Genomic DNA, 18,768 nt, shown 5'->3' on the forward strand with positions numbered 1-18,768 from the left:
TGCTAACGAATGAGGGCGACACTAGCACACCGTACTAACGCAGCGTGTCGGCCGTGATGGCAGGAGACCGATGGCCGACGAGACCCCGAGCGCGTCGAGCGCGCCGAGCACCCCGGGCACCCCGACCACCCCGAGCACCCTGACCACGCGCGACCGCATCCTCATCGCGGCCGCGGAGATGGTCGGCGAGGATCCGGCGGCGCGGCTCAGCGTGCGCGCGGTCGCGGCCCGCGCCGGGGTGAGCGTCGGCTCGTTGCGCCACTTCTTCCCCGATCAGCGGGCGCTGCTGGACGAGGTGCTCGAGGGCATGTTCCGCCTCGTGATGCCCGACGGCGACATCGACGACGCGACGCTGCCCGCGCAGGAGCGGCTGATGGCGGGCCTGCGTCAGATCCTCGACCGCGCGGGGGTCGCGGAATCCGCGCGCGAGCTCTGGCGCACCACGCTGCGCGCCTACGTCGAGGAGGCGCCGCCGGCGAGCACGGTCGAGAGCTACCTCGCGCTCGAGAGCGCGGCCCGCCGCCGCATCGAGGGCTGGCTGGCGACGCTCTCCGAGGAGGGCGCGCTCGTCGACGGCGACCGCGAGGCCCAGGCGCGCTTCCTGTCGAGCGTCGTCAACGGCCTCTCCGTCGAGCGGGCCCTGCCGATGGATGCCGCTGCCGCAGCCGCGGAGGCCACCACCCTGCGCCTCGCGGTGTCGGCGGTCGTGCGCGAGCGGCAGACTGGCCGCGACGAGAGAGGAACCCCCCGATGACCTTCACGACCGAGCGCGTCGAGTTCACCGGCTCGCAGGGCGACCGCCTCGCGGCCCGCCTCGAGCTGCCGATCGGCACGCCCCGCGCCTACGCCCTCTTCGCCCACTGCTTCACCTGCGGCAAGGACGCCGTCGCCGCCAGCCGCATCGCCCGCGCCCTCACGACCGAGGGCATCGCGGTGCTGCGGTTCGACTTCACCGGGCTCGGGCAGTCGGGCGGCGACTTCGCCAACTCGACGTTCTCGAGCAACATCGACGACCTGCTGAGCGCCGCCGACTTCCTGCGCGACGAGCACCGTGCGCCGAGCATCCTCATCGGGCATTCGCTCGGCGGAGCCGCCGTGCTCGCCGCCGCCAGCCGCATCGCCGAGGTGAGCGCGGTCGTCACCATCGGGGCGCCGGCCGATCCGCAGCACGTCGTGCACCTGCTCGGCGACGACGTGACAGCCATCGAGCGCGACGGCGAAGCCGAGGTCGACCTCGGCGGGCGGCCGTTCCGCATCCGCCGGCAGTTCCTGCACGACCTCGAGCAGCAGCCGCAGCTCGACCGCATCGCCGCGCTCGACGCCGCCCTGCTCGTCATGCACTCGCCCGTCGACGACACCGTCGCAATCGACGACGCGCGCGTCATCTTCGAGGCGGCGCGGCATCCGAAGTCGTTCGTCGCCCTCGACGGCGCCGACCACCTGCTCACCGACCGCGCCGACGCCGAGTACGCGGCCGGCATCATCGGCGCGTGGGTGGGCCGGTACGCGGGCCTGCCCGCCCCCGCTGACACGGCTCGGGATGCTGCGCCCGCGCTCCCCGAAGGGCACGTCCGCGTGGCCGAAGTGGCCCCCGACGGCTTCGCGCAGACCGTCACGGCGGGGGGCCACCTGTTCGCCGCCGACGAGCCGCACCCGATCGGCACCGACTCGGGAGCGAACCCCTACGAGCTGCTGCTCGCCGGCCTCGGCGCGTGCACGTCGATGACGATCCGCATGTACGCGAACCGCAAGAAGTGGCCGCTCGAGCACGTGAGCGTCGATCTCAGCCACTCGCGCACGCACGCCAACGACTGCGAGCGCTGCGACGAGTCGACGCAGGCCCTCGAGCACATCGACCGCACCATCACCCTGGTCGGTGAGCTCACCGACGAGCAGCGCGCGGCGATCCTCGTCATCGCGGACAAGTGCCCGGTGCACCGCACGCTGCACGCCGGGGTGGTGGTGTCGACGCGGCTCGGCGGCTCCTAGGCCGCATCGCTCGGGCGCGTGATGCGCAGGATGAGCCGGTCGGCGAGGGTCTCGCCGGGGGCGAGGCGGCTCTCGGCGTGGCGGCGCTCCATGGCGATGATGGCGTCGAACTCGGTGCCGTACTTGGCGCGGAACGCATCGACGGCGTGGGGGAAGGCGCTGTCCTCTCCGGCGATCTCGGCGCGAGCATCCACTGTCGGTGCGTCGGGGGCGACGGCGCCCATGCGTCCGCAGACGGTGAGCTGCACCCGCGGATCGTTGCGCAGGCGCTTGACCTTGCCGCTCGCTGGGGGAGTGGTGACGAGCAGGGCGTCGCCGTCGCGCACCACCCAGACCGTCGTCGGCACGCGCACGCCGCTGCGGCGGAACGTCGAGAGCAGCACGAAGTCGGCGTCGCCGAGGGCGCTCCACTGCGCGTCGGTCGGCGCGGTCGCGGCGGGGGTGGGGGCGTGCTCGGTCACGGGGCTCCTGGGGGTCGGCGGCACGTCACCCTAGCGGCCGCGGGTGGCCGGCTCGGGGTGAGTGCGACCGGCACGCTCACGCCTCGATCGTGCCCGCGATGACGGTCGTCGTCGTGCCGCCGACCCAGACCGCGCCGGCTTCGTCGACCTCGAGCGCGACGATGCCCGACCGCTGGCGCAGTCCCCGATCAGCGGCCGACTTGGCACGAGTTCCGGTCCGAGGCGTTTTATCGGGTTGGCGAATCGTCAAGCAACATCTGGGCCATCACTGCAGAGCGTCCGGTGCCGGGCCAGCCGGCTTGTCCCATATCGCTTCGTACTGACCGCTCACAGCCGGCCAAAGCAGCGCTCGCGCATCCTGGAGGTCGCGAATATCTGAGGTTTTAGAATCGAGGATGACAAAGTCGTGCGGAATCAACCGCCCGGCCCTATCCGTACGGCCTTCAGGATCGGGAAACCGGACAGCGATGGTGCCTCCTGACCGTCTGAAGGCCACCGGAGAGGCTTCGATCCCTGCGAACGCCGCTTCGTAGATTTCCAAGGGGTTCGTAACTCCTCCAGTGGAGATGAATCGGAAACCCCATGTCCTTCCGCGCGTTGCCCAGATAAAGATCACTTGGGGCTTTCTAGCAGCACCCGCTCTTCGACGGCGCGGTCGAGGTCAAGCCGAAAGCCGAGCAGTACGGCGGTGAGGAAGTCGTGACGCTCTAGCGCCTTTTCATAGGCTTCTTGCACCTTGGCGGTCCCGTGCTCAAGCACGGGTTCAGAGAGGAAAGACGCCAAGACGGCAACGAGCTTGAACTTCCCCGACAGGTTGAGTCCACCCAGGAACGAGACGGCAGTACCCGCGTTCTTCATCAACTCAGTGGCGACCTTTCCGCCGGAGCGGAGCGCTTTTGCCCATCGAACGTTGCGCGAAAGGGGCAACATCGCGGCGATAGGCAGAATCAACCGCACGCCAATCTGTCGGTCGACATCAATTTTTCCGGGTTGGAATTGCGCCGAGGAAAGCAAGACGAAGTCCTCACCGAGGGAGAACGCCTCGGGCTCTTCAGCGAACGCCGCTAGCTCGTTCTGGAGCAAGTTGATCTCCTGGCCGACCTTCTCGACCAGCAGGTCTCGGAACTCCGTCACGTTCATTTCCGGCAGCAGGTCCGCCTTCGACAAGCCGAACGTCCAAACGCGAGGGAACCGCGCAAGCCGTTGACCATCGGGTAGCAATTCACTTCGAACGCGAGAGACGTGCCGCGTGTAGTTCGCGAGCAGAGCCTTCAGGTAACGCTCTTCCTCTCCGGCGTTGACCAGCAAGTTCTGCGCGTCGACGAGAAGTATCGCCACGTCCGCGCCCACAAGCTCGCTGAAGGTGTCGGCACGCCGCTTCAGCTCCTCCGGCGTGGAGGGGTCCTCTTCGAGCCACTCGCCTGGGTAATCGTGCCAAACAAGACGCAGTTCCTCCTTGCCGGAAGGCTTACCCCTTTTCACTGCCGTAGGCCGCTGCCTCACCGAGAACACGTACTTCGTCGCCGAAAACCGATTCGTTGCTGGAGTGGTGGCGGTTTTCTTCATGCCGAGGAAGTTTTGGTGGAGACGGCGGCCTTGTGCGGTGTCGGTGGCGTCGATGCCGTAAAGACTCTCGTTCAAAAATTCCGGCTCTAGGGCAGCCCCGTAGAACGATGAAAGGAGGACTGTCTTGCCGCTGCCGGATTCGCCGAACACGGCAATTTGCTGCTCTCGAGCAACCTTGGAAGGCTTCATGACTTGACGATAAGGGACCGTTGATCCCCTCGCGATCATCCGAGAGCGCCAGCCTGCATCGGCGCAGCCGGTAGCTGCTCTTGTCACGCCTCGATCGTGCCCGCGATGACGGTGGTCGTCGCCCCGCCGACCCAGACCGCGCCGGCCTCATCGACCTCAAGCGTGACGACGCCCGACCGGCCGAGCCGGGTGCCCTGCGTGGCCGTCCACAGCCCACCGGCCGGCGCGAGCCCGTTATGCACGAGCCACTGCGCGACGGAGGCGTGCAGGCTGCCGGTGACCGGATCCTCCGCGACGTCGATGCGGGGGGCGAAGGCGCGCAGCTCGTAGGCGTGGCCGGCGCGGGCCCGCTCCGAGCCCGGCGGGTGGGTGCCGAGCACCCCGAGCATCACGTCGGGCAAGCCCGAGAAGTCGGGCGCGAGGTCGAGCACCTGCTGCGCGTCGGCCAGGCGCAGTGCCGACCATCCCGGACCGTTGTCGACCCACTGGTGCCCGATCACCTGTTCGCGGTCGATGCCGAGCGCGTTGACGAACCGCGACAGCGCGGGCTCGTCGATCGGGCCGCTGCGTCGGGTCGGCGGGGCGGCGAACGCCAGGCGCTGCCCGTCGCGGCGCACCTCGATGAGCCCGGCCATGCACTCCTGCACCACGACCCCCTCGTCGCGCGGGCGCCCACCGTGCTCGAGCCACGCGTGCGCGGTTCCGAGCGTCGGATGCCCCGCGAACGGCAGCTCCCCGCCCGGCGTGAAGATGCGCACCCGGTAGTCGGCGTCTCCCGTCGTCGGCGGCAGCACGAAGGTGGTCTCGCTGAGGTTCGTCCACCGGGCGATGCGCTGCATGCCAACCTCGTCGAGCCCCTCGCCGTCGAGCACGACCGCTACCGGGTTGCCCCCGAACGCGGTCGCTCCGAAGACGTCGACCTGGCGGAAGGGGCGGGTGCGGGTCATCAGCTGCTCCGTTCGAGGGGTGGATGCTCGCGCCATGCTAGATCCGCCCACCGACGCCGCACCGCTCGCCGCTACCCGCGTGCCCCTCGGCACGGCCCGCGACGAATTAGCGAGGATTCATCGCGCGTTCATGTCGTCTCGCGGCTTCGGCCGGTACGCTTCAGCCATGGAATGGTGGGGGTGGGCTCTGATCGCGCTGGGCGCGCTCGCCCTCGTCGCGCTCGCGCACCGCCTCGGCTGGATCGACCTCAGCGACAAGTCGCGCCGCGGCGGCGGCGGCCCCGGAGTGCTCGGCATCGGCGACGAGGTCTTCCACCCCACCCGCCACGAGGCGCAGGTCGAGCTCGACCGCCAGACCTCGCTGCCCGCGCCCGCCCCCGTTCCGGGCGACGGCCCGCTGGGCATCGTGAATGCTCCCGCCGACGAGCACGGATACGCCGGGCGCCTCCGCATCCAGGTCGACTGAAGTTCTTAAAGCGTTCGATCGCGTCGCGGCCGCAAGTCGGCGTCGGCAACCCAGCCTGGGCCTGAGATGGCGTGCGAGTGCAATGGATGTCATCCTCCCCCCAATTTTCGTGGCCGTTCATTGCGCGACCGGTCGGCGATAACGACACACACCATGCACTCCGAACGACCGGTGCCCGCGGTGGTAGAAACAAGCACGACAATCCCGAGGAGACAGCGTGATTCGCTTCGAAGATTTCATGCCGGTGCCTGATCCGGGACGTACAAAAGTGAAGTTAAACATTCGAGCTGGTTCCGGCGGTGCTGCCGCTTGGGACCTTCTCCTGGCGGATGACCCGGATGAGTGGCTCAACATGACCCGCCACCGCGAGTTGCATCAAAACAACAACATGGGCAGCGCAAGCTATGTGCTTACCTTCGCTCAGTATTACCCGTACGGGCCGCAGTACTTTATTTTCGGCGGGTTCTTTCGCGTGCAGCCTGTGATACCGACCCTGATCGGTGGCTCAGGCTATGAGCTAGAGCCTCTCGCACAATATTCCGAGTACGTCAAGCGGCTCATCATTAAGCTTGACCGCCCTGTGGGTCGCGACCTCTACCTTCGCTGGTACGACAAGATCCAGGCGAGCAAACTCAACCCGAAGGTCTACGAACTCGCTCCCGACACGAAGCTCGGCACGTTCCCTGGCTACCAAAACCTCCGAGTCAAGCATGAGAGCCTTCAACGGATCATCGCGAATGACGAACCCAGTTGGAAGGACGCACTCTCGAGCGTCAAGGGCGTCTACGTCATCACAGATCTCAGCTCCGGGAGGCTCTACGTCGGTTCCGCCTCGGGAGAAGCGAACGGTCTTTGGCAGAGGTGGTCTAGCTACGCGAACCTGCGGAACCTGACAGGTGGAAACCAGGAGCTGGAGAGGCTCCGGGCCGAGCTTGGTGATGCGCATATCGTCGAGAATTTTCAGTACTCCATCCTTGAGATCTTCGACCCGAAGACCAGCCGCGAGACAATCCTCAAACGTGAGTCCTTTTGGAAGCTTGCGCTGGACAGCCGCAATCACGGCATGAATATGAACTGAGATCTCGGTTCGCGGTCGGTCGCCGTGCCCGTTCTGATTCACGCATTTTGCGCGATGATGCGAGAATCCACGCGTGACTGATCGCTCGCCGTCGACCGGCCGACCATTGACCGACTTCCCGCGTCCATCGGTCGCCGTCGACACCGCGGTGTTCGCTGTCGACAGCGGCGAGTTGTGCGTAGTGCTGGTCGAGGGTGAGAAGGGTCGCCGCCGACTGCCCGGCACCTTCCTGCACGAGGGGGAGACCCTCGCCGATGCGGTGACTCGCTGCCTCCGAGACAAGGCAGGCATCAGCGGCGGCGGGCCGCGGCAGCTGCACGTGTTCGATGCACCGCAGCGCGACGATCGCGGGTGGGTGCTGTCAGTCGCCCACGCGATGGCGCTCCGAGGTGAGGGCGTCCCCCTCGACCGGCTCGTCCCGATCGATCGCGCCGACCCGCTCGACTTCGACCACGCGCACATCCTCGCTGTCGCGGTCGAGCGCATCCGAGCCGACTATGCGACCGTTCCCGACCCGTGGGGGCTTATGCCAGACGAGTTCACGTTGCGAGAGCTGCTGATGCTCCACAACGCCGTCGACCCTTCGACACCTCGCCGGGACACGTTCCGCCGCATGATGGAGCCGCTCCTCGTGGAGACCGGGCGACTCCAGCTCGGAACGGTCGGCAAGCCGTCCCGGATCTTCCGCAAGCCGACAGCGGAGGAGCTCGATGCGCGTCGCGCGCGCCACGCTCAGGCAGTGCGCAGCGGCGCACGACGAACGTCCCGGTCTCGACTGGACGAGATTCCCGCCGACCGCACGATCACGAACCGCACGCAGCCGCGCGACGCCTGATCGCGCTCACCGCGCGGCGAGACGTCGTACCGCCTCCACGAGGAACCGCTGCGGACGCGCGGCCGGTAGCGCCGCGACTACCTCGGTGAGTGCCCGTTCGATCGGCACGCCCCGGTGCAGCGCCGCGTACAGCGCAGCGACCGAGGGCGTGCGGCTCTGCGCCTGCACGCAGTGCAGAAGCACCCGCTTGCCCTGGGCGCGGAACGCGGCGACAGCGTCGGCCGCATCCCTCAGCACGAGGTCGAGATTGACGTTCTTCGCGGGGTCGGGGTCGTCGATGAGCCAGACCTCGACGTGGTCTCCGTCGCGGCGCTGCTCGGTGCCGACGCGGCAGAGCGAGACCACGGCATCGACCTCGGCACTCCCGAGATCGTTGATCGCGCCAAGGAGCACGCCGTCGTCGTGCGGGTGGGCGACCAGCCCGGACCGGTGGGGGAAGCCCGCGTAGTCCATGCGCCTCCCGGTGGGCCAGCCGCTGCTGTCCGGCTCGCCGCCGTTCAGGGCGAGCGTCGCGAGTTCGACGAGGTCCGCCGCCCGCAGGCCCGGCCACCCATGCAGCATCAATCGCCACTCGCTCGGAACCGCCGATGCCCCGTGCGCGGCGCCGAGCAGCCCGCCGGCGATCGCGGCGACCGTGTCGGTGTCGCGTCCGCCGCGCACGGCTCGCTCGAGGCCGTCGCGCAGGGCAGCGCCGGGCATCGACGTGGCGGGGTCCGCCTGCTGAGCACGGTGAATGCTCGACCACGCGCCCTGCAGCGCCTGAACGACCCAGCCGTTGCGGTCGAAGTCGCGCGGCTCGCGCTGCTCGGCCTCGTCGAGCAGCGCGGCCCAGCGGTCTCGCCGCTCGACGGGGAGGGTCGCGAGCCCGACGCGGGCATCCAGTTCGCCGGTGAGGACGGCGTGGCGCATCGCGAGGGTCCACAGAACGCAGGCGTCGCCCGCATCGTCGTCCCAGTGGGTGAGGGCGCTGAGGGTGCGGGCGGCCTCGGCGGCGCCCAGCTCATCGTCCAGGTACGCCAGGGCGACGGGTGCCGTGCGCATGAGCGAGCCGTTGCCGGCGCTGCGGCCCGTGCGCTCGTGCAGGGTGCGCGAGGCTTTGCGCGCGGCGGCCGCGGTGACGCCGGCGGACCGCACGGCGGTGAGCACCTGGCGCGTCTGGATGCCGACATCCGCGGCGGTCTGCGCCCACTCGGTCCAGGCCGCGACGATCTCGTCGAGCACTGCTTCGTCGCGCAGATCGGCTCCGCGTGCGGCGGCGCGGGCGATCGGCACGGCCATGGATGTGTCGTCGGTCCATTCGCCGGGAGCCCAGCCGAAGCCGCCCCCGCCGATCATGCCGACCTCGGCGTCGTCGGGCAGGGGAGGCCCGAACTCGTAGTGAGCGCCGAGGGCGTCGCCAGCGGCGAGGCCGAGCAGTACGCCGACCGCGCGGTCGGTCTGGGCGGTAGTGGGGGTGTGGTGGGTCATCAGAACTCCTGAGGCTTGAGGTTGGAGAGCGGGTCAGACCGCGGCGAGCACGGGGTGAGCGCGGTCGAGCGCGGTGAGGTGAACGAGGCCGAGCGACGGGGTGCCCGCCGTCCGGGCGCCGAGCCCGACCACGTCGAGCCGCTCGTCGGTGCGCGCGAGTTCGAACCACGAGGCGCCGTCGTCGCCACCGTGCAGGCGGCGGCCCTGCAGTCGGCGGGCGAAGGCGCGAGCCCGCTCGGCCTGGGTGGGTACGGGGTCGCCGAGGTGAGCATCCACCTCGGCGGCGGCGACGATGCCCTCCCAGCGCGAGCGCAATCCCGAGCCCGAGCAGAACAGCTCGAGGCCGATGACGCGGCCGCCGACGCCGATGATGACGCCGCGCTGACCCTCGATAAGACGGGGCGGGCGGATGCTCCGCCGATCGAGCTGCTGCGTGAACGAGCGGGTCTCGCTCGCGCCGAGGCGATCCTCGACCGCGCGAATGCGGCGCCACACGCCGCCCTGCCGATCTTCGGTGGCGCCCTGGCGCGCACGCTCGTCGCCGAAGCGGACGACGAGCGAACCACGGCGCCCCCTCGCGCCGTGCTCGCGCCCGCCGCCCCAGCGGCCCTCCTCGACGCAGACCGCTTCGACCTCGCGGGTCTCGCCGGGGTGCAGCACGAGGCTCCGGCCGAGCATGCGGTTCTGCCAGCCGCCCTCGAGCAGGTCGCCCTCGAGCGCGACGAGGGGCCGCGCGGCGGTGCTGTGCGCTCGCAGCCCCGCGACGCGCGGGCCGCCGGCGTCATCTAATTCCGTGACGGTCAGGGCGGAGGGCGCCCAGTCGAGCGAGCCGATGCGAGGAGCGTCGACCCACACGGGGAAGAGCGTCAGGCCGGCCTGGTGCGTGCCGTGCCCGACGTGGAGGGTGGGGATGGTGGCGTTCATGGCGGCTCCTCGCGGTCGGTGTGACGAGCGGCGGTCGTTCCGCTGCCCGGTCGATCAGTAAGCGCGATTCCGCTCAATTGACCATGACTGCAGATTAGAGCGAACCTGCGACATTCCACCCGACGGCGTGCGCGGCGTGCGATGAGTACAGTCCTCAGAGGCCGCGGATACGGCCCGCATGACTCTCATCTGGAGGCGCAGTGCCTGCTTCGATCCCTCACGTGTTCGTGGTCCACGGTGACCTGACCGAGCTCGCCTGCGACGCGATCATGATTCCGACGGATGCCCGGCTGAGCCTGCGCGAGCACTGGCACGGAGTCGTCCCCGAGCACGGGGAGCTGCGCGACGATCCGTCACTCGAGCGGTTCCGAGCCCAGGGTGAGCTCGCCCACGTTCTCGAGGCGGGCACGAGCGACCCGCACGCTCCGCTTCGTGTACTTACGGCTGTACCGCTCAGCGGGTTCGTCAATGCGGACGCGCTGCGGCCGCGCGTGCTCGCGTTCATCGAGCGGGCGGCGCGGCGCATCCCGTCACACCGAGAGAGCCGGGTGGGAACGGGTCAGGCTCGCGAACTGCCTCTCGTCGCGATGCCGCTGTTCGGCGTGGGTGGCGGGGGCGGGGGCATGCGGCGCACCCGTGTGCTCGACGTCATTCTGGCAGCTGCTCGCGACGGCGCTCGCGAGCACGGCGTCGATGTCGCCTTGGTGCTGCGCACCGAGCCGGATGCCGCTCTCGCGCAGCAACGCCGGCACGAGGTGCCCGACGAGAGCTGGCGGGCGATCGACGACCGGTTGCTCGTGCTCGCTCGTGACCTGGCAGACAAGGCCCGTGCCGGCCGGCTAGTGCCCTTCATCGGCGCTGGGGTGAGCGTGTCCGCCGGCGCCCCGACCTGGGGCCAGCTCCTCGAGCAGCTCTGCGATCGCCTCGACCTCCCGCCCCACCTGAGGGCCGCCGTGCTCGACGGCGGCCTCAGCCCGCTCGATCAGGCTTCATACTTGCGGTCGGCGTTCGAGCAAGAGGGTCTCGACTTCCGCACTACCGTGGCCGAGATCGTGGAGCGCCAGCGCTACGGGCTCGCTCCGGCTCTGCTGGCCGCCGCTGCTGGTGAGCAGGCCATCACGCTGAACTACGACACCCTCTTCGAGCGCGCGAGCACGAACGCCGGCCGCCCGCGCCGGGTGATCTCGGGCACCGACGCGCTGAGCGAGCGAACGCCGGAGGACTCGGGTGTCGCCACAGCCGACTCTGACCGCTGGTTGTTGAAGCTTCACGGCACCGCATCTGATCCCGGGTCGATCGTGCTCACTCGCGAGGACTATCTCGGGTTCGCCGCAGAGCGGTCCGCCCTCAGCGCGATCGTGAAGGCGACGCTCATCACCCGGCACCTGCTCTTCGTCGGGTTCGGCCTCGCCGATGATCACTTCCACGAGATCATGCACGACGTGCGCCGCGCGGTCGGCTCCTCGCCCGGTATGGCCACCGCACTCAGTCTCTTTGAGAACCCTCTCGCCGACGGGCTGTGGGCGGGTACGTTGCGCTTCGAGCCGATGGAGCACGGCGCCTTCTCGCAGGACGCGTTGCCCCGGGCGGCGCGCAATCTCGAGCTGCTGCTCGATGCGGTGGCAGCGCATGCTGCCGATTCACGGAGCTACCTGATGAGTTCGGAGCACGAGGACGGGCTGTCCGAGTCTGAACTGCGCACTCGCGAGCTTCTTCAGGAGCTGGGCCGGATCGCACCCGAGGCGCTTCCTGACTGGTGTCGCCCGCGGCGCGAGGATTCGTAGGCTGATCGCTCAGCGAAGATTCGCCGCAGCCCAATCGGCCATCCTGCGGTTTCGAGCGTGGAGAAACGCGGTGGCCTCGTCCCGGTACGCGCGATAGGCATCCACGGTCTGCGGCAGTGCGGATGTCACGCCGAAGTCGTCGAACGGCGTGAACAGCCGCACCGTCTCTCCGCGCTCGTCGACGAGGTCTTGCAGGAGGAAGTGCTCGACGTAGCCGTGGAAGTCTTCGAAGAGCTCGAAGAAGTCGCGGTAGTTGTCCAGCGTCTTCGAGAGGGGGCTCTGCTCGCCCGCATAGTGCCGGCGGATCGCTTCCAGCGTCAGGTCCATTCTGTCTGCGATGCGGAGGTCCATCCCGCGCGCGCCATTGATGGTGAGCGAGCCCGGCCTGCGTTCGCCTGGGAAGACCATCGCGCCGGCCATGGAGTGGTTGAGCACCTGGAACTCGTCCAGTTCATCGGGACTCAGTTGTTCCGTGATCGGCTTCATGCGCAACCAGCTGCGGAATGTGGGAACCACGGTGTCGCTCGACAGGAAGAACCGCCCGCGATCCGATTCGTGGAACAGGTAGCAGTTCTTCCGCGTGGTGACCAGGTCGAACGGGTCTCCGTTGGGCAGCGGCTTGCTCCACAGAAGCTGATGCTGACGGCGAAGCCGCTTGCTCGTGGAGTCGGGGTCACCCTTTCCTGCGTCGTCGCGGGAATCGAAGTAGGGGTCGAACTCGGAGTCGTCACTCATGATTCGCACCGTACGTCATGAGTCCGATATGGCGTCGTCGTAGACATTTGGTCGGCCGGAGTCAGACGCATCGGAGGCGGACCTCTTCGATGATCGCGAGTTCGCGCTTATTCGCCGGGCCATCGATAGTTGCAGCGCGGTCGGCGGCGTCGATCAGGTCGGTCTTGTCGCCGTCGATGGCATCCAACAAGTTCCAGACGTCTTGCGCCTCGATGTCGATCAAGTCAGCAAGACCCTGATCGGTGATCGCGTGATGGTCGTGCGCGAACGTCACCAGGTTGCGCATGAGCAGAGCCTCATCGTCGGATCTCTTCCCGTCGGCGAGGATCACCAGCCAGGTGACCCAGAGCATGGCCTGCGGATTGTTGGAACTTCGCGACATCTTCTGCGCGATTTCGATGACACGCGCTTCATTTCGGAACACACTCCGCGCGTGCTGTCCGGCGATGATCGTCGTGTAGAAGTTGAGTGCGATCGCCAGAGGAACGCCGACGGCCGGGATGCCGATCTTGATGACGTTCCGTTGGAGCAAGAATTTTCCGACGACGGGGAGAGATCGTGCGGCCGTGATGACCCCTCGTGAGTAATAGCGCTTGACGACGGCGCGGACGACTGCCGGGGCGGCCCTGAGCAGCCCTTCGGCGGCCACCTCTCCACTCTTGATCGAGAAGGCCACCCGAATCAGCTTCCACATGTCTTCGGGGTCATCGGGGTTGAGGTGAACCCGATAGAGGACCGCGATGTCATGCGCCAGTCGCAACTGCAACCGGGTGAGGAACGCCAGGTCGACCGCGATGGTGGTCGCGGCGGCGGTAAGCGTGACCGGTGCGGCCAGGCCTGCCGTCCCGAACGTGGCGGCCACGGCACCGGTGTAGGCGCCGGCCGTGAGGCCACCTTCGAGCGCTGCGAATCGAGAAGCCATTTTGATGCGCTGGTCGACGATCGCGTCTGCTGGAACACCCTTGTACTTGTCCTGGAAGTACTGCCAGTCGACCTCTCGCGTGTACGTGCCGAGAGCGTTCGCGACGAGCTTGGGGAACCAATCACCGGATCTGATCTCGCGTGCACCCAACCCCGAGATGAACTCCTTCATCTCCTCGCGGTCGCGCTTGACCGCTTCTTTCTCCTCATCGGTGAGGGCTCCGAGCGCCTCATCGACAGTAGGGATATTTTCGGGAGTGACGGCCTCTTCGGGCTTGGACATGAGGGGCTCCTCGGGTCGTTCGGGCGGCTTGCTTCGGGTGTCGGACGAGCTGATCCACTGACTTCATGAACCCCACTCGTCACTCTAGGAGTCGGCGCCGTCATTCCCCGCGTGTCGGCCGCGCCATGCGCGCCATCGCCGCTGCGGCCGCCGACGAGGACCCCGCTCCGACTGTCCGGACCCCGGCCCGCGGAGGAACGACCGCCGCGATCGCCGCATCGCGCTCGCCTCGCCACGGCGCTCCCTCCGACCGCAGCACGGTGCAGCGGTACTGCGCCCGCGTCATGCCCACGTAGAGCAGGTCGTTCCAGCTGAGGTCGTGCTCGTCGGCCCAGGCCGCGGCGGCCGGGCTGACATCGGTCAGGATGACGGCCGCGGTGTCCAAGCCCTTGTGCTTGAAGATGGACCGCCACGTGATCGCGCGTTCGCCGGTGAGCAGGTCACGCAGCAGGCGCTCTTCCTTGTTGGCCGGCTCGCGGGCGAGGAATCGACCGACGAGGGACGACTGCTCACCGAAGGGGCTGAGTACGACGATCTCCTCGGGGTCGTGCTCGTCGCGCAGCGCCTTGATCGCCGTCAGCAGTGCAGGCAGTTCGCGGCCTTCGGACACATTGACGACCTCGAGTGCGCCGGGAGTAGATGAGCTCATACGGTCGCCCGAATGGTCGTTCTGGCGCCCCAACTGCCCTCGGACCGCACGCAGAAGCCGCGGAGCGACACGGCAATTGCGCCGCACCCTTACGTGGACGATCCCGGCGCCGAGTTCGCGCGCGGCCGGCAGCGGCTCGGCCCGCTCTCCGGTCGCGCGCATGATCTGCTGGCCGGCATCGCCCGCGAGCACGAAGCTCGATCGCTCCGGATCGCCGCCAAGGCACAGGGCCCGCAGCACGTCCATGATCAGCGGCACGCCCGCGACATCCTGGAACTCGTCGACGCAGATCGTGTCGAAGCCTCCCCGTTCCGGATGCTCCCGCAGGGCCGCGAGCGTCAGTTCGGGTAGCTCGTGCCGGTACCAGTGGTCGGTGGCGCCGTCGGGGTTTGCCTCCAGCTCGCAGACGCGAAGCATGACTGCGTTGAGGTCGGCGACCTCGATGTCGAAGGTGCTCTCGCCGACGAGGTCACGCAACGACTGGGCCATGAGCAGGTTCCAACACGTCAGCAACGTGCGCCGCCCGGCCCGGGCTGCGCGACGGGCGGCGACGGCCACGAGCCAGCTCTTGCCGCAGCCGGCGGGCCCGTCGAAGTAGAGATGGCGATTCGTCTCGAGCAGCTCGAGTACCAGCTCCTGGTCCTCCAGCAGCACGCGTTCGTCGATGAGGCGTGCGCGCCGACGGTCGGAGGCTGAGGCTGTGGCCGTGAAGCTCGAGAGCAGGGCATCCGCGACCGCGGTCGCGTGCGCGGCGGTGAGCGAGGCGGGCTCGACGTCGATGTTTTCGCTCTCTCCGAACCAGGCGCAGTGCTCGGCGAGCACCTTCTCGACGAGAGCGCCCGGGTCGCTGAGCTCATCGCTCCACCCGAGCTCCCACTCGAAGAAGGTGAAGTCGTGCGGGGTGCCGTTGTCGAACTGCCAGCGCCCGAGGTTCGTGAACCACACCAGTCGGGCGATCGGCTCGTCCCCGCGCAGCAGCTCGCGCTGCTTCAGGAAGTGCCGGATGCTGCGCCGTGCGCCGTCGAGCTGTGCGAACGGATTCTTCGTCGGTGCCGGGTTCTTCGCGAGGAACCACTCGCCGTCGCGATACTCCACGTGCTCGGCTGTCTTGGCTTCGATGAGCAGGATGCCCCGCTCGGGCGCGACGACGATCACGTCGATCTCGCCGCTGAGGCCGGCCACGTGCTGCCCGACGGCGAGCCCGGTGATGACGACCCAGTCGTCTCGACCGCTCATGCCCTCGAATGCGGTAAAGAGGCGCTGCTCGCTCCGATTTGCGTCGGTGCGTTGACGGGTCGGATGCATGCGAGGCATCTGTTCAAGCTATCCGCGTGGCGTGCAGATCGGAACGACGCTCAATTGGATGATGCCCCCAGTTCGAGGGTGTCCGCGGCACCGCGTCTAGCAACTGTTCGACCCGGCGCTATCTATCTCGATCGAATCGGGGCATGCGGTCGGCAGAAGCTGCGCACCGCGTCGGCTGGATCAACCTCAGCGACAAGTCGCGCCGCGGGGGCCGCGGCCCCGGAGTGCTCGGCATTGGCGACAAGGTGGTCACATCGCAGCGGTCGAGGCGGTGCCAGGCGGCCGGCAGCTCAATTCGAAGATGTCTGCGCGCGTCTTCGATGCATCGACCGTATCTGTTGCAGTGCCTTCCCTGATCGATCCGATCGCCTCGCTCGTAGTGAAGGTTAATCAGCCTCAGTGATCTCGCGCGTGGCTCTCGATGTGGTCATGCTTTATGCTCGCGCCACTCGTAATGTGTGCGAGGCGTGTGGCTAGTAGTGCCCCATAAGGTGGTGTAGCCCGGTGGCTGGCTCGTCGTCTTGGACGTGGGCGCGGTCACCGTGGTGTTCCTTCGAGGAAATTCTCACATCCCACTCGAAAGGCATCACACACGATGACCGCTCCACATATTGTCGACCCTGCTGGCGTTCTTGGCGAGGCTCTCGCCGAGGCGTCCCCGGATTTGATGCGCAGCCTGCTGCAGACCATGATCAACGCACTGCTGTCCGCGGACGCGGACGCCGTCGTCGGCGCCGAATGGGGCAAACCCAGCCCCGATCGGCTCACGCAGCGCAACGGCTATCGGCGCCGCGAGCTGGACACTCGCGTCGGGACGGTCGACGTCGCGATCCCGAAGTTGAGGTCAGGAACCTACTTCCCCGAGTGGCTCATGGAGCGCCGCAAGCGCGCTGAGACTGCGCTGATCACCGTCGTCGCGGACTGCTACCTCGCCGGGGTCTCCACCCGGCGGATGGACAAGCTGGTGAAGACCCTCGGCATCCACTCGCTGTCCAAGTCGCAGGTCTCGCGCATGGCCGCCGATCTCGACGAGCACGTCGAGCAGTTCCGCCACCGCCCTCTTGGTGATGCCGGACCGTTCACCTTCGTTGCCGCTGACGCGCTGACCATGAAAGTGCGTGAAGGCGGCAGGGTGATCAACGCCGTGGTGCTGATCGCGACCGGCGTCAACGCCGACGGACGCCGCGAAGTCCTCGGCCTGCGGGTCGCCACCTCCGAAACAGGGGCGGCCTGGAACTCGTTCTTCGCCGATCTCGTCGCACGCGGCCTGGGCGGGGTTCGTCTGGTCACCTCCGACGCCCACCAAGGCCTCGTGGAGGCGATCGCCGCGAACCTGCCCGGCGCGAGCTGGCAACGATGCAGGACGCACTACGCCGCGAACCTGATGTCCGTGTGCCCGAAGAGCATGTGGCCGGCGGTGAAGGCGATGCTGCACTCCGTCTACGACCAGCCCGACGCAGCCTCCGTCCACGCCCAGTTCGACCGACTCCTGGACTACGTCGACGGCAAGCTGCCCGACGCGCACGAGCACCTCGACGCCGCGAGAGCGGACATCCTCGCGTTCACGCAGTTCCCCGAGGGGCTCTGGCAGCAGATCTGGTCCAACAACCCCAACGAGCGCCTGAACCGAGAGATCCGCCGCCGCACCGACAGTGTCGGCATCTTCCCCAATCGCGACGCGATCGTCCGCCTCGTCGGCGCGGTCCTGGCCGAGCAGACCGACGAATGGGCCGAAGGACGCCGCTACCTCGGCCTCGACATCCTCGCCAAGTCCCGTCTGAGCCTCGTGCCCGACACCGGAAACGAGGTGACTACCGACACCGTCCTCGAACTCAGCGCTTAACCCATCACTTCGAAGGACCGCGCTACACCACTACCTGGGACTTGACCGTGTGGCTTGCTTTCGGCACATATCGCTGTCCCCAGAGGGAGGTGGGGGCCGCCGCCGAAGAGTCCCGCAAAAGAGGGCTCCTTTCGTGAGGCGACCTATCCGCAGGCGCCCCATCCGCCCGAGGGCATCCGGATGTTCGTTCCACTGGCGCGCCGGGCCGTGTCGGCCTCGGACCAAGCCGGCAGCTCGGTACGATCGATGGATGCGCAATGGTGAGATCTCGGTCCTGGATCTCTTCGCCGGCGCCGGCGGCCTCACGGCCGGATTCCACTCCGCGTCGACGCGGTACCGGTCGATCGCAGCCGTCGAATGGGACGCCGCGGCGGCCGCCTCGTACGAGGCGACCTTCGGTGAGGGGATCATGCACAACGTCCCGATCCAGGAATGGTTGAAGAACGGCGACGTGCCCGACTCTGTGGATGTGATCGTCGGAGGGCCGCCGTGCCAGGGCTTCTCCACGCTCGGCAAGCGGGTCGTCGAGGATGAGCGCAACTCGTTGTGGGAGCAGTACGAGGAGACGATCCTCCGCACCGACCCTAAGTACTTCGTCGTCGAGAACGTCGCGGCCTTCTCGAAGTCGCCGCAATTCGAGCAGTTCCTCGCGTCCACCGAGCCCGGCGGGAGGCTCGAGGGGTACCAGTTCGAGCACTGGATCCTCAACGCGGCGGATTACGGGGCCCCTCAGGCGCGCAAGCGGGCCGTGATGATCGGCCGCCGGAGCTCGCTGCCTCTGGTGGGCGCCCCGCCCGCGACCCACATCGGACGCCACGCGACGGTGGCGGACGCGTTCGCCGGCGTTCCGACGGACCCGCGACCGGTCAGCGCGTTGTCCGGTCGAACCACCACGTATGCGGGCAAGGAGTTCGCCGGTTCTTTCATCCCGAGCGAGTTGCACATCGCTCGTGACTACGCCAAGGTCTCGATGGATCGCTTTCAGAAGATTCCGAAGGGCGGCAACCGCTTCGACCTTCCGGATGACCTGCTCGCGCCGTGCTGGCGCGGGCACCGTTCCGGCTCGGCGGACGTGATGGGCCGCATGCACTGGGACCGACCATCGGTGACCATCCGCACGGAGTTCTTCAAGCCGGAGAAGGGGCGCTACCTGCACCCCGAGGCGAACAGGGCGATCACCCACTACGAGGCGGCTCGCCTGCAGGGCTTCAGTGAGGATCACCGCTTCGTGGGCTCCCGGACGGCGATCGCCCGGCAGATCGGCAACGCCGTGCCGGTGCAGCTCGCGGCTGCGATCGCCCGGCATCTCGAACCGCTGCTCTGACC

General features: G+C 68.0%; 17 protein-coding genes. 8 read left to right on the forward strand and 9 right to left on the reverse strand.

Annotated elements, in window-relative coordinates; genetic code table 11:
• Positions 1 to 70 precede the first annotated feature (70 nt).
• Positions 71 to 754, forward strand: a complete 684-nt coding sequence (locus HGB54_RS00890; RefSeq protein WP_228545876.1) for a TetR/AcrR family transcriptional regulator — start codon at positions 71 to 73, stop codon at positions 752 to 754.
• Positions 751 to 1,989, forward strand: coding sequence for a bifunctional alpha/beta hydrolase/OsmC family protein (locus HGB54_RS00895; RefSeq protein WP_168914778.1), 1,239 nt, complete (start codon positions 751 to 753; stop codon positions 1,987 to 1,989). Before HGB54_RS00890 ends, HGB54_RS00895 begins: the two co-directional genes overlap by 4 nt.
• Here the strand turns inward: HGB54_RS00895 and HGB54_RS00900 are convergent.
• The 4 genes from HGB54_RS00900 to HGB54_RS00915 form a co-directional block, all read right to left on the reverse strand.
• Positions 1,986 to 2,450 carry a PPOX class F420-dependent oxidoreductase gene (locus HGB54_RS00900; protein WP_168914779.1) on the reverse strand — a complete coding sequence of 155 codons (465 nt, stop codon included), beginning with the start codon at positions 2,448 to 2,450 and terminating at the stop codon, positions 1,986 to 1,988. The two genes, HGB54_RS00895 and HGB54_RS00900, sit on opposite strands and share 4 nt — an antisense overlap.
• Before the next feature lie 265 nt (positions 2,451 to 2,715).
• Entirely contained in the window at positions 2,716 to 2,991 is a 276-nt protein-coding gene (locus tag HGB54_RS00905) for a hypothetical protein (RefSeq protein WP_228545877.1), read from the reverse strand.
• Between the two features lie 71 nt (positions 2,992 to 3,062).
• Positions 3,063 to 4,205 (reverse strand): TRAFAC clade GTPase domain-containing protein, encoded by a 1,143-nt coding sequence (locus HGB54_RS00910; RefSeq protein WP_168914781.1) that lies wholly within the window; start codon positions 4,203 to 4,205, stop codon positions 3,063 to 3,065.
• Positions 4,206 to 4,288: 83 nt separating this feature from the next.
• Positions 4,289 to 5,152 (reverse strand): PhzF family phenazine biosynthesis protein, encoded by an 864-nt coding sequence (locus HGB54_RS00915; RefSeq protein ID WP_168914782.1) that lies wholly within the window; start codon positions 5,150 to 5,152, stop codon positions 4,289 to 4,291.
• Positions 5,153 to 5,318: 166 nt separating this feature from the next.
• Between HGB54_RS00915 and HGB54_RS00920 the strand changes: the two genes are divergently transcribed.
• The 3 genes from HGB54_RS00920 (at position 5,319) to HGB54_RS00930 (ending at position 7,531) form a co-directional block, all read left to right on the forward strand.
• Positions 5,319 to 5,618 (forward strand): hypothetical protein, encoded by a 300-nt coding sequence (locus HGB54_RS00920; RefSeq protein ID WP_168914783.1) that lies wholly within the window; start codon positions 5,319 to 5,321, stop codon positions 5,616 to 5,618.
• A gap of 217 nt (positions 5,619 to 5,835) precedes the next feature.
• Positions 5,836 to 6,696 carry a GIY-YIG nuclease family protein gene (locus HGB54_RS00925; RefSeq protein WP_228545878.1) on the forward strand — a complete coding sequence of 287 codons (861 nt, stop codon included), beginning with the start codon at positions 5,836 to 5,838 and terminating at the stop codon, positions 6,694 to 6,696.
• 73 nt (positions 6,697 to 6,769) lie between these two features.
• A complete protein-coding gene (locus HGB54_RS00930) occupies positions 6,770 to 7,531 on the forward strand; it encodes an NUDIX hydrolase (RefSeq protein WP_228545879.1) in 762 nt (253 codons plus the stop codon).
• A 6-nt stretch (positions 7,532 to 7,537) separates the two neighbouring features.
• Here HGB54_RS00930 and HGB54_RS00935 read toward each other — a convergent pair whose 3' ends face one another.
• The gene (locus HGB54_RS00935) at positions 7,538 to 8,998 is read right to left on the reverse strand and encodes an ADP-ribosylglycohydrolase family protein (RefSeq protein ID WP_168914784.1); all 1,461 of its coding nucleotides are present in this window, start codon (positions 8,996 to 8,998) and stop codon (positions 7,538 to 7,540) included.
• A 33-nt stretch (positions 8,999 to 9,031) separates the two neighbouring features.
• A complete protein-coding gene (locus HGB54_RS00940; RefSeq protein WP_168914785.1) occupies positions 9,032 to 9,922 on the reverse strand; it encodes an ARPP-1 family domain-containing protein in 891 nt (296 codons plus the stop codon).
• Positions 9,923 to 10,143: 221 nt separating this feature from the next.
• On the opposite strand from HGB54_RS00940, the gene HGB54_RS00945 reads away from it, so the two are divergent.
• Positions 10,144 to 11,706 (forward strand): SIR2 family NAD-dependent protein deacylase, encoded by a 1,563-nt coding sequence (locus HGB54_RS00945; RefSeq protein WP_168914786.1) that lies wholly within the window; start codon positions 10,144 to 10,146, stop codon positions 11,704 to 11,706.
• A 9-nt stretch (positions 11,707 to 11,715) separates the two neighbouring features.
• On the opposite strand, the gene HGB54_RS00950 is transcribed toward HGB54_RS00945, so the two are convergent.
• The 3 genes from HGB54_RS00950 to HGB54_RS00960 all read right to left on the reverse strand — a co-directional run bounded on the left by HGB54_RS00950 (position 11,716) and on the right by HGB54_RS00960 (position 15,599).
• Entirely contained in the window at positions 11,716 to 12,441 is a 726-nt protein-coding gene (locus HGB54_RS00950) for a DUF6994 family protein (protein ID WP_168914787.1), read from the reverse strand.
• A gap of 61 nt (positions 12,442 to 12,502) precedes the next feature.
• Positions 12,503 to 13,645 (reverse strand): hypothetical protein, encoded by a 1,143-nt coding sequence (locus HGB54_RS00955; RefSeq protein WP_228545880.1) that lies wholly within the window; start codon positions 13,643 to 13,645, stop codon positions 12,503 to 12,505.
• A 100-nt stretch (positions 13,646 to 13,745) separates the two neighbouring features.
• Positions 13,746 to 15,599, reverse strand: a complete 1,854-nt coding sequence (locus tag HGB54_RS00960) for a nuclease-related domain-containing DEAD/DEAH box helicase (RefSeq protein ID WP_168914788.1) — start codon at positions 15,597 to 15,599, stop codon at positions 13,746 to 13,748.
• 595 nt (positions 15,600 to 16,194) lie between these two features.
• On the opposite strand from HGB54_RS00960, the gene HGB54_RS00965 reads away from it, so the two are divergent.
• A complete protein-coding gene (locus tag HGB54_RS00965; protein WP_168914789.1) occupies positions 16,195 to 17,442 on the forward strand; it encodes an IS256 family transposase in 1,248 nt (415 codons plus the stop codon).
• 250 nt (positions 17,443 to 17,692) lie between these two features.
• On the forward strand, positions 17,693 to 18,766 hold the full coding sequence (locus tag HGB54_RS00970) for a DNA cytosine methyltransferase (protein WP_168914790.1): 1,074 nt from the start codon (positions 17,693 to 17,695) through the stop codon (positions 18,764 to 18,766).
• Positions 18,767 to 18,768 lie beyond the last annotated feature (2 nt).

This window comes from Microcella flavibacter (genome assembly GCF_012530535.1).
GTDB lineage: Bacteria > Actinomycetota > Actinomycetes > Actinomycetales > Microbacteriaceae > Microcella > Microcella flavibacter.

What these genes read in the sequence shown, in the direction of transcription:
- HGB54_RS00890 (WP_228545876.1), top strand. Translation starts at nt 71, where the DNA reads ATGGCCGACGAGACCCCGAGCGCGTCGAGCGCGCCGAGCACCCCGGGC.
- HGB54_RS00895 (WP_168914778.1), top strand. Translation starts at nt 751, where the DNA reads ATGACCTTCACGACCGAGCGCGTCGAGTTCACCGGCTCGCAGGGCGAC.
- HGB54_RS00910 (WP_168914781.1), bottom strand. Translation starts at nt 4,205, where the DNA reads ATGAAGCCTTCCAAGGTTGCTCGAGAGCAGCAAATTGCCGTGTTCGGC.
- HGB54_RS00915 (WP_168914782.1), bottom strand. Translation starts at nt 5,152, where the DNA reads ATGACCCGCACCCGCCCCTTCCGCCAGGTCGACGTCTTCGGAGCGACC.
- HGB54_RS00920 (WP_168914783.1), top strand. Translation starts at nt 5,319, where the DNA reads ATGGAATGGTGGGGGTGGGCTCTGATCGCGCTGGGCGCGCTCGCCCTC.
- HGB54_RS00935 (WP_168914784.1), bottom strand. Translation starts at nt 8,998, where the DNA reads ATGACCCACCACACCCCCACTACCGCCCAGACCGACCGCGCGGTCGGC.
- HGB54_RS00940 (WP_168914785.1), bottom strand. Translation starts at nt 9,922, where the DNA reads ATGAACGCCACCATCCCCACCCTCCACGTCGGGCACGGCACGCACCAG.
- HGB54_RS00950 (WP_168914787.1), bottom strand. Translation starts at nt 12,441, where the DNA reads ATGAGTGACGACTCCGAGTTCGACCCCTACTTCGATTCCCGCGACGAC.
- HGB54_RS00955 (WP_228545880.1), bottom strand. Translation starts at nt 13,645, where the DNA reads ATGTCCAAGCCCGAAGAGGCCGTCACTCCCGAAAATATCCCTACTGTC.
- HGB54_RS00960 (WP_168914788.1), bottom strand. Translation starts at nt 15,599, where the DNA reads ATGCATCCGACCCGTCAACGCACCGACGCAAATCGGAGCGAGCAGCGC.
- HGB54_RS00965 (WP_168914789.1), top strand. Translation starts at nt 16,195, where the DNA reads ATGACCGCTCCACATATTGTCGACCCTGCTGGCGTTCTTGGCGAGGCT.
- HGB54_RS00970 (WP_168914790.1), top strand. Translation starts at nt 17,693, where the DNA reads ATGCGCAATGGTGAGATCTCGGTCCTGGATCTCTTCGCCGGCGCCGGC.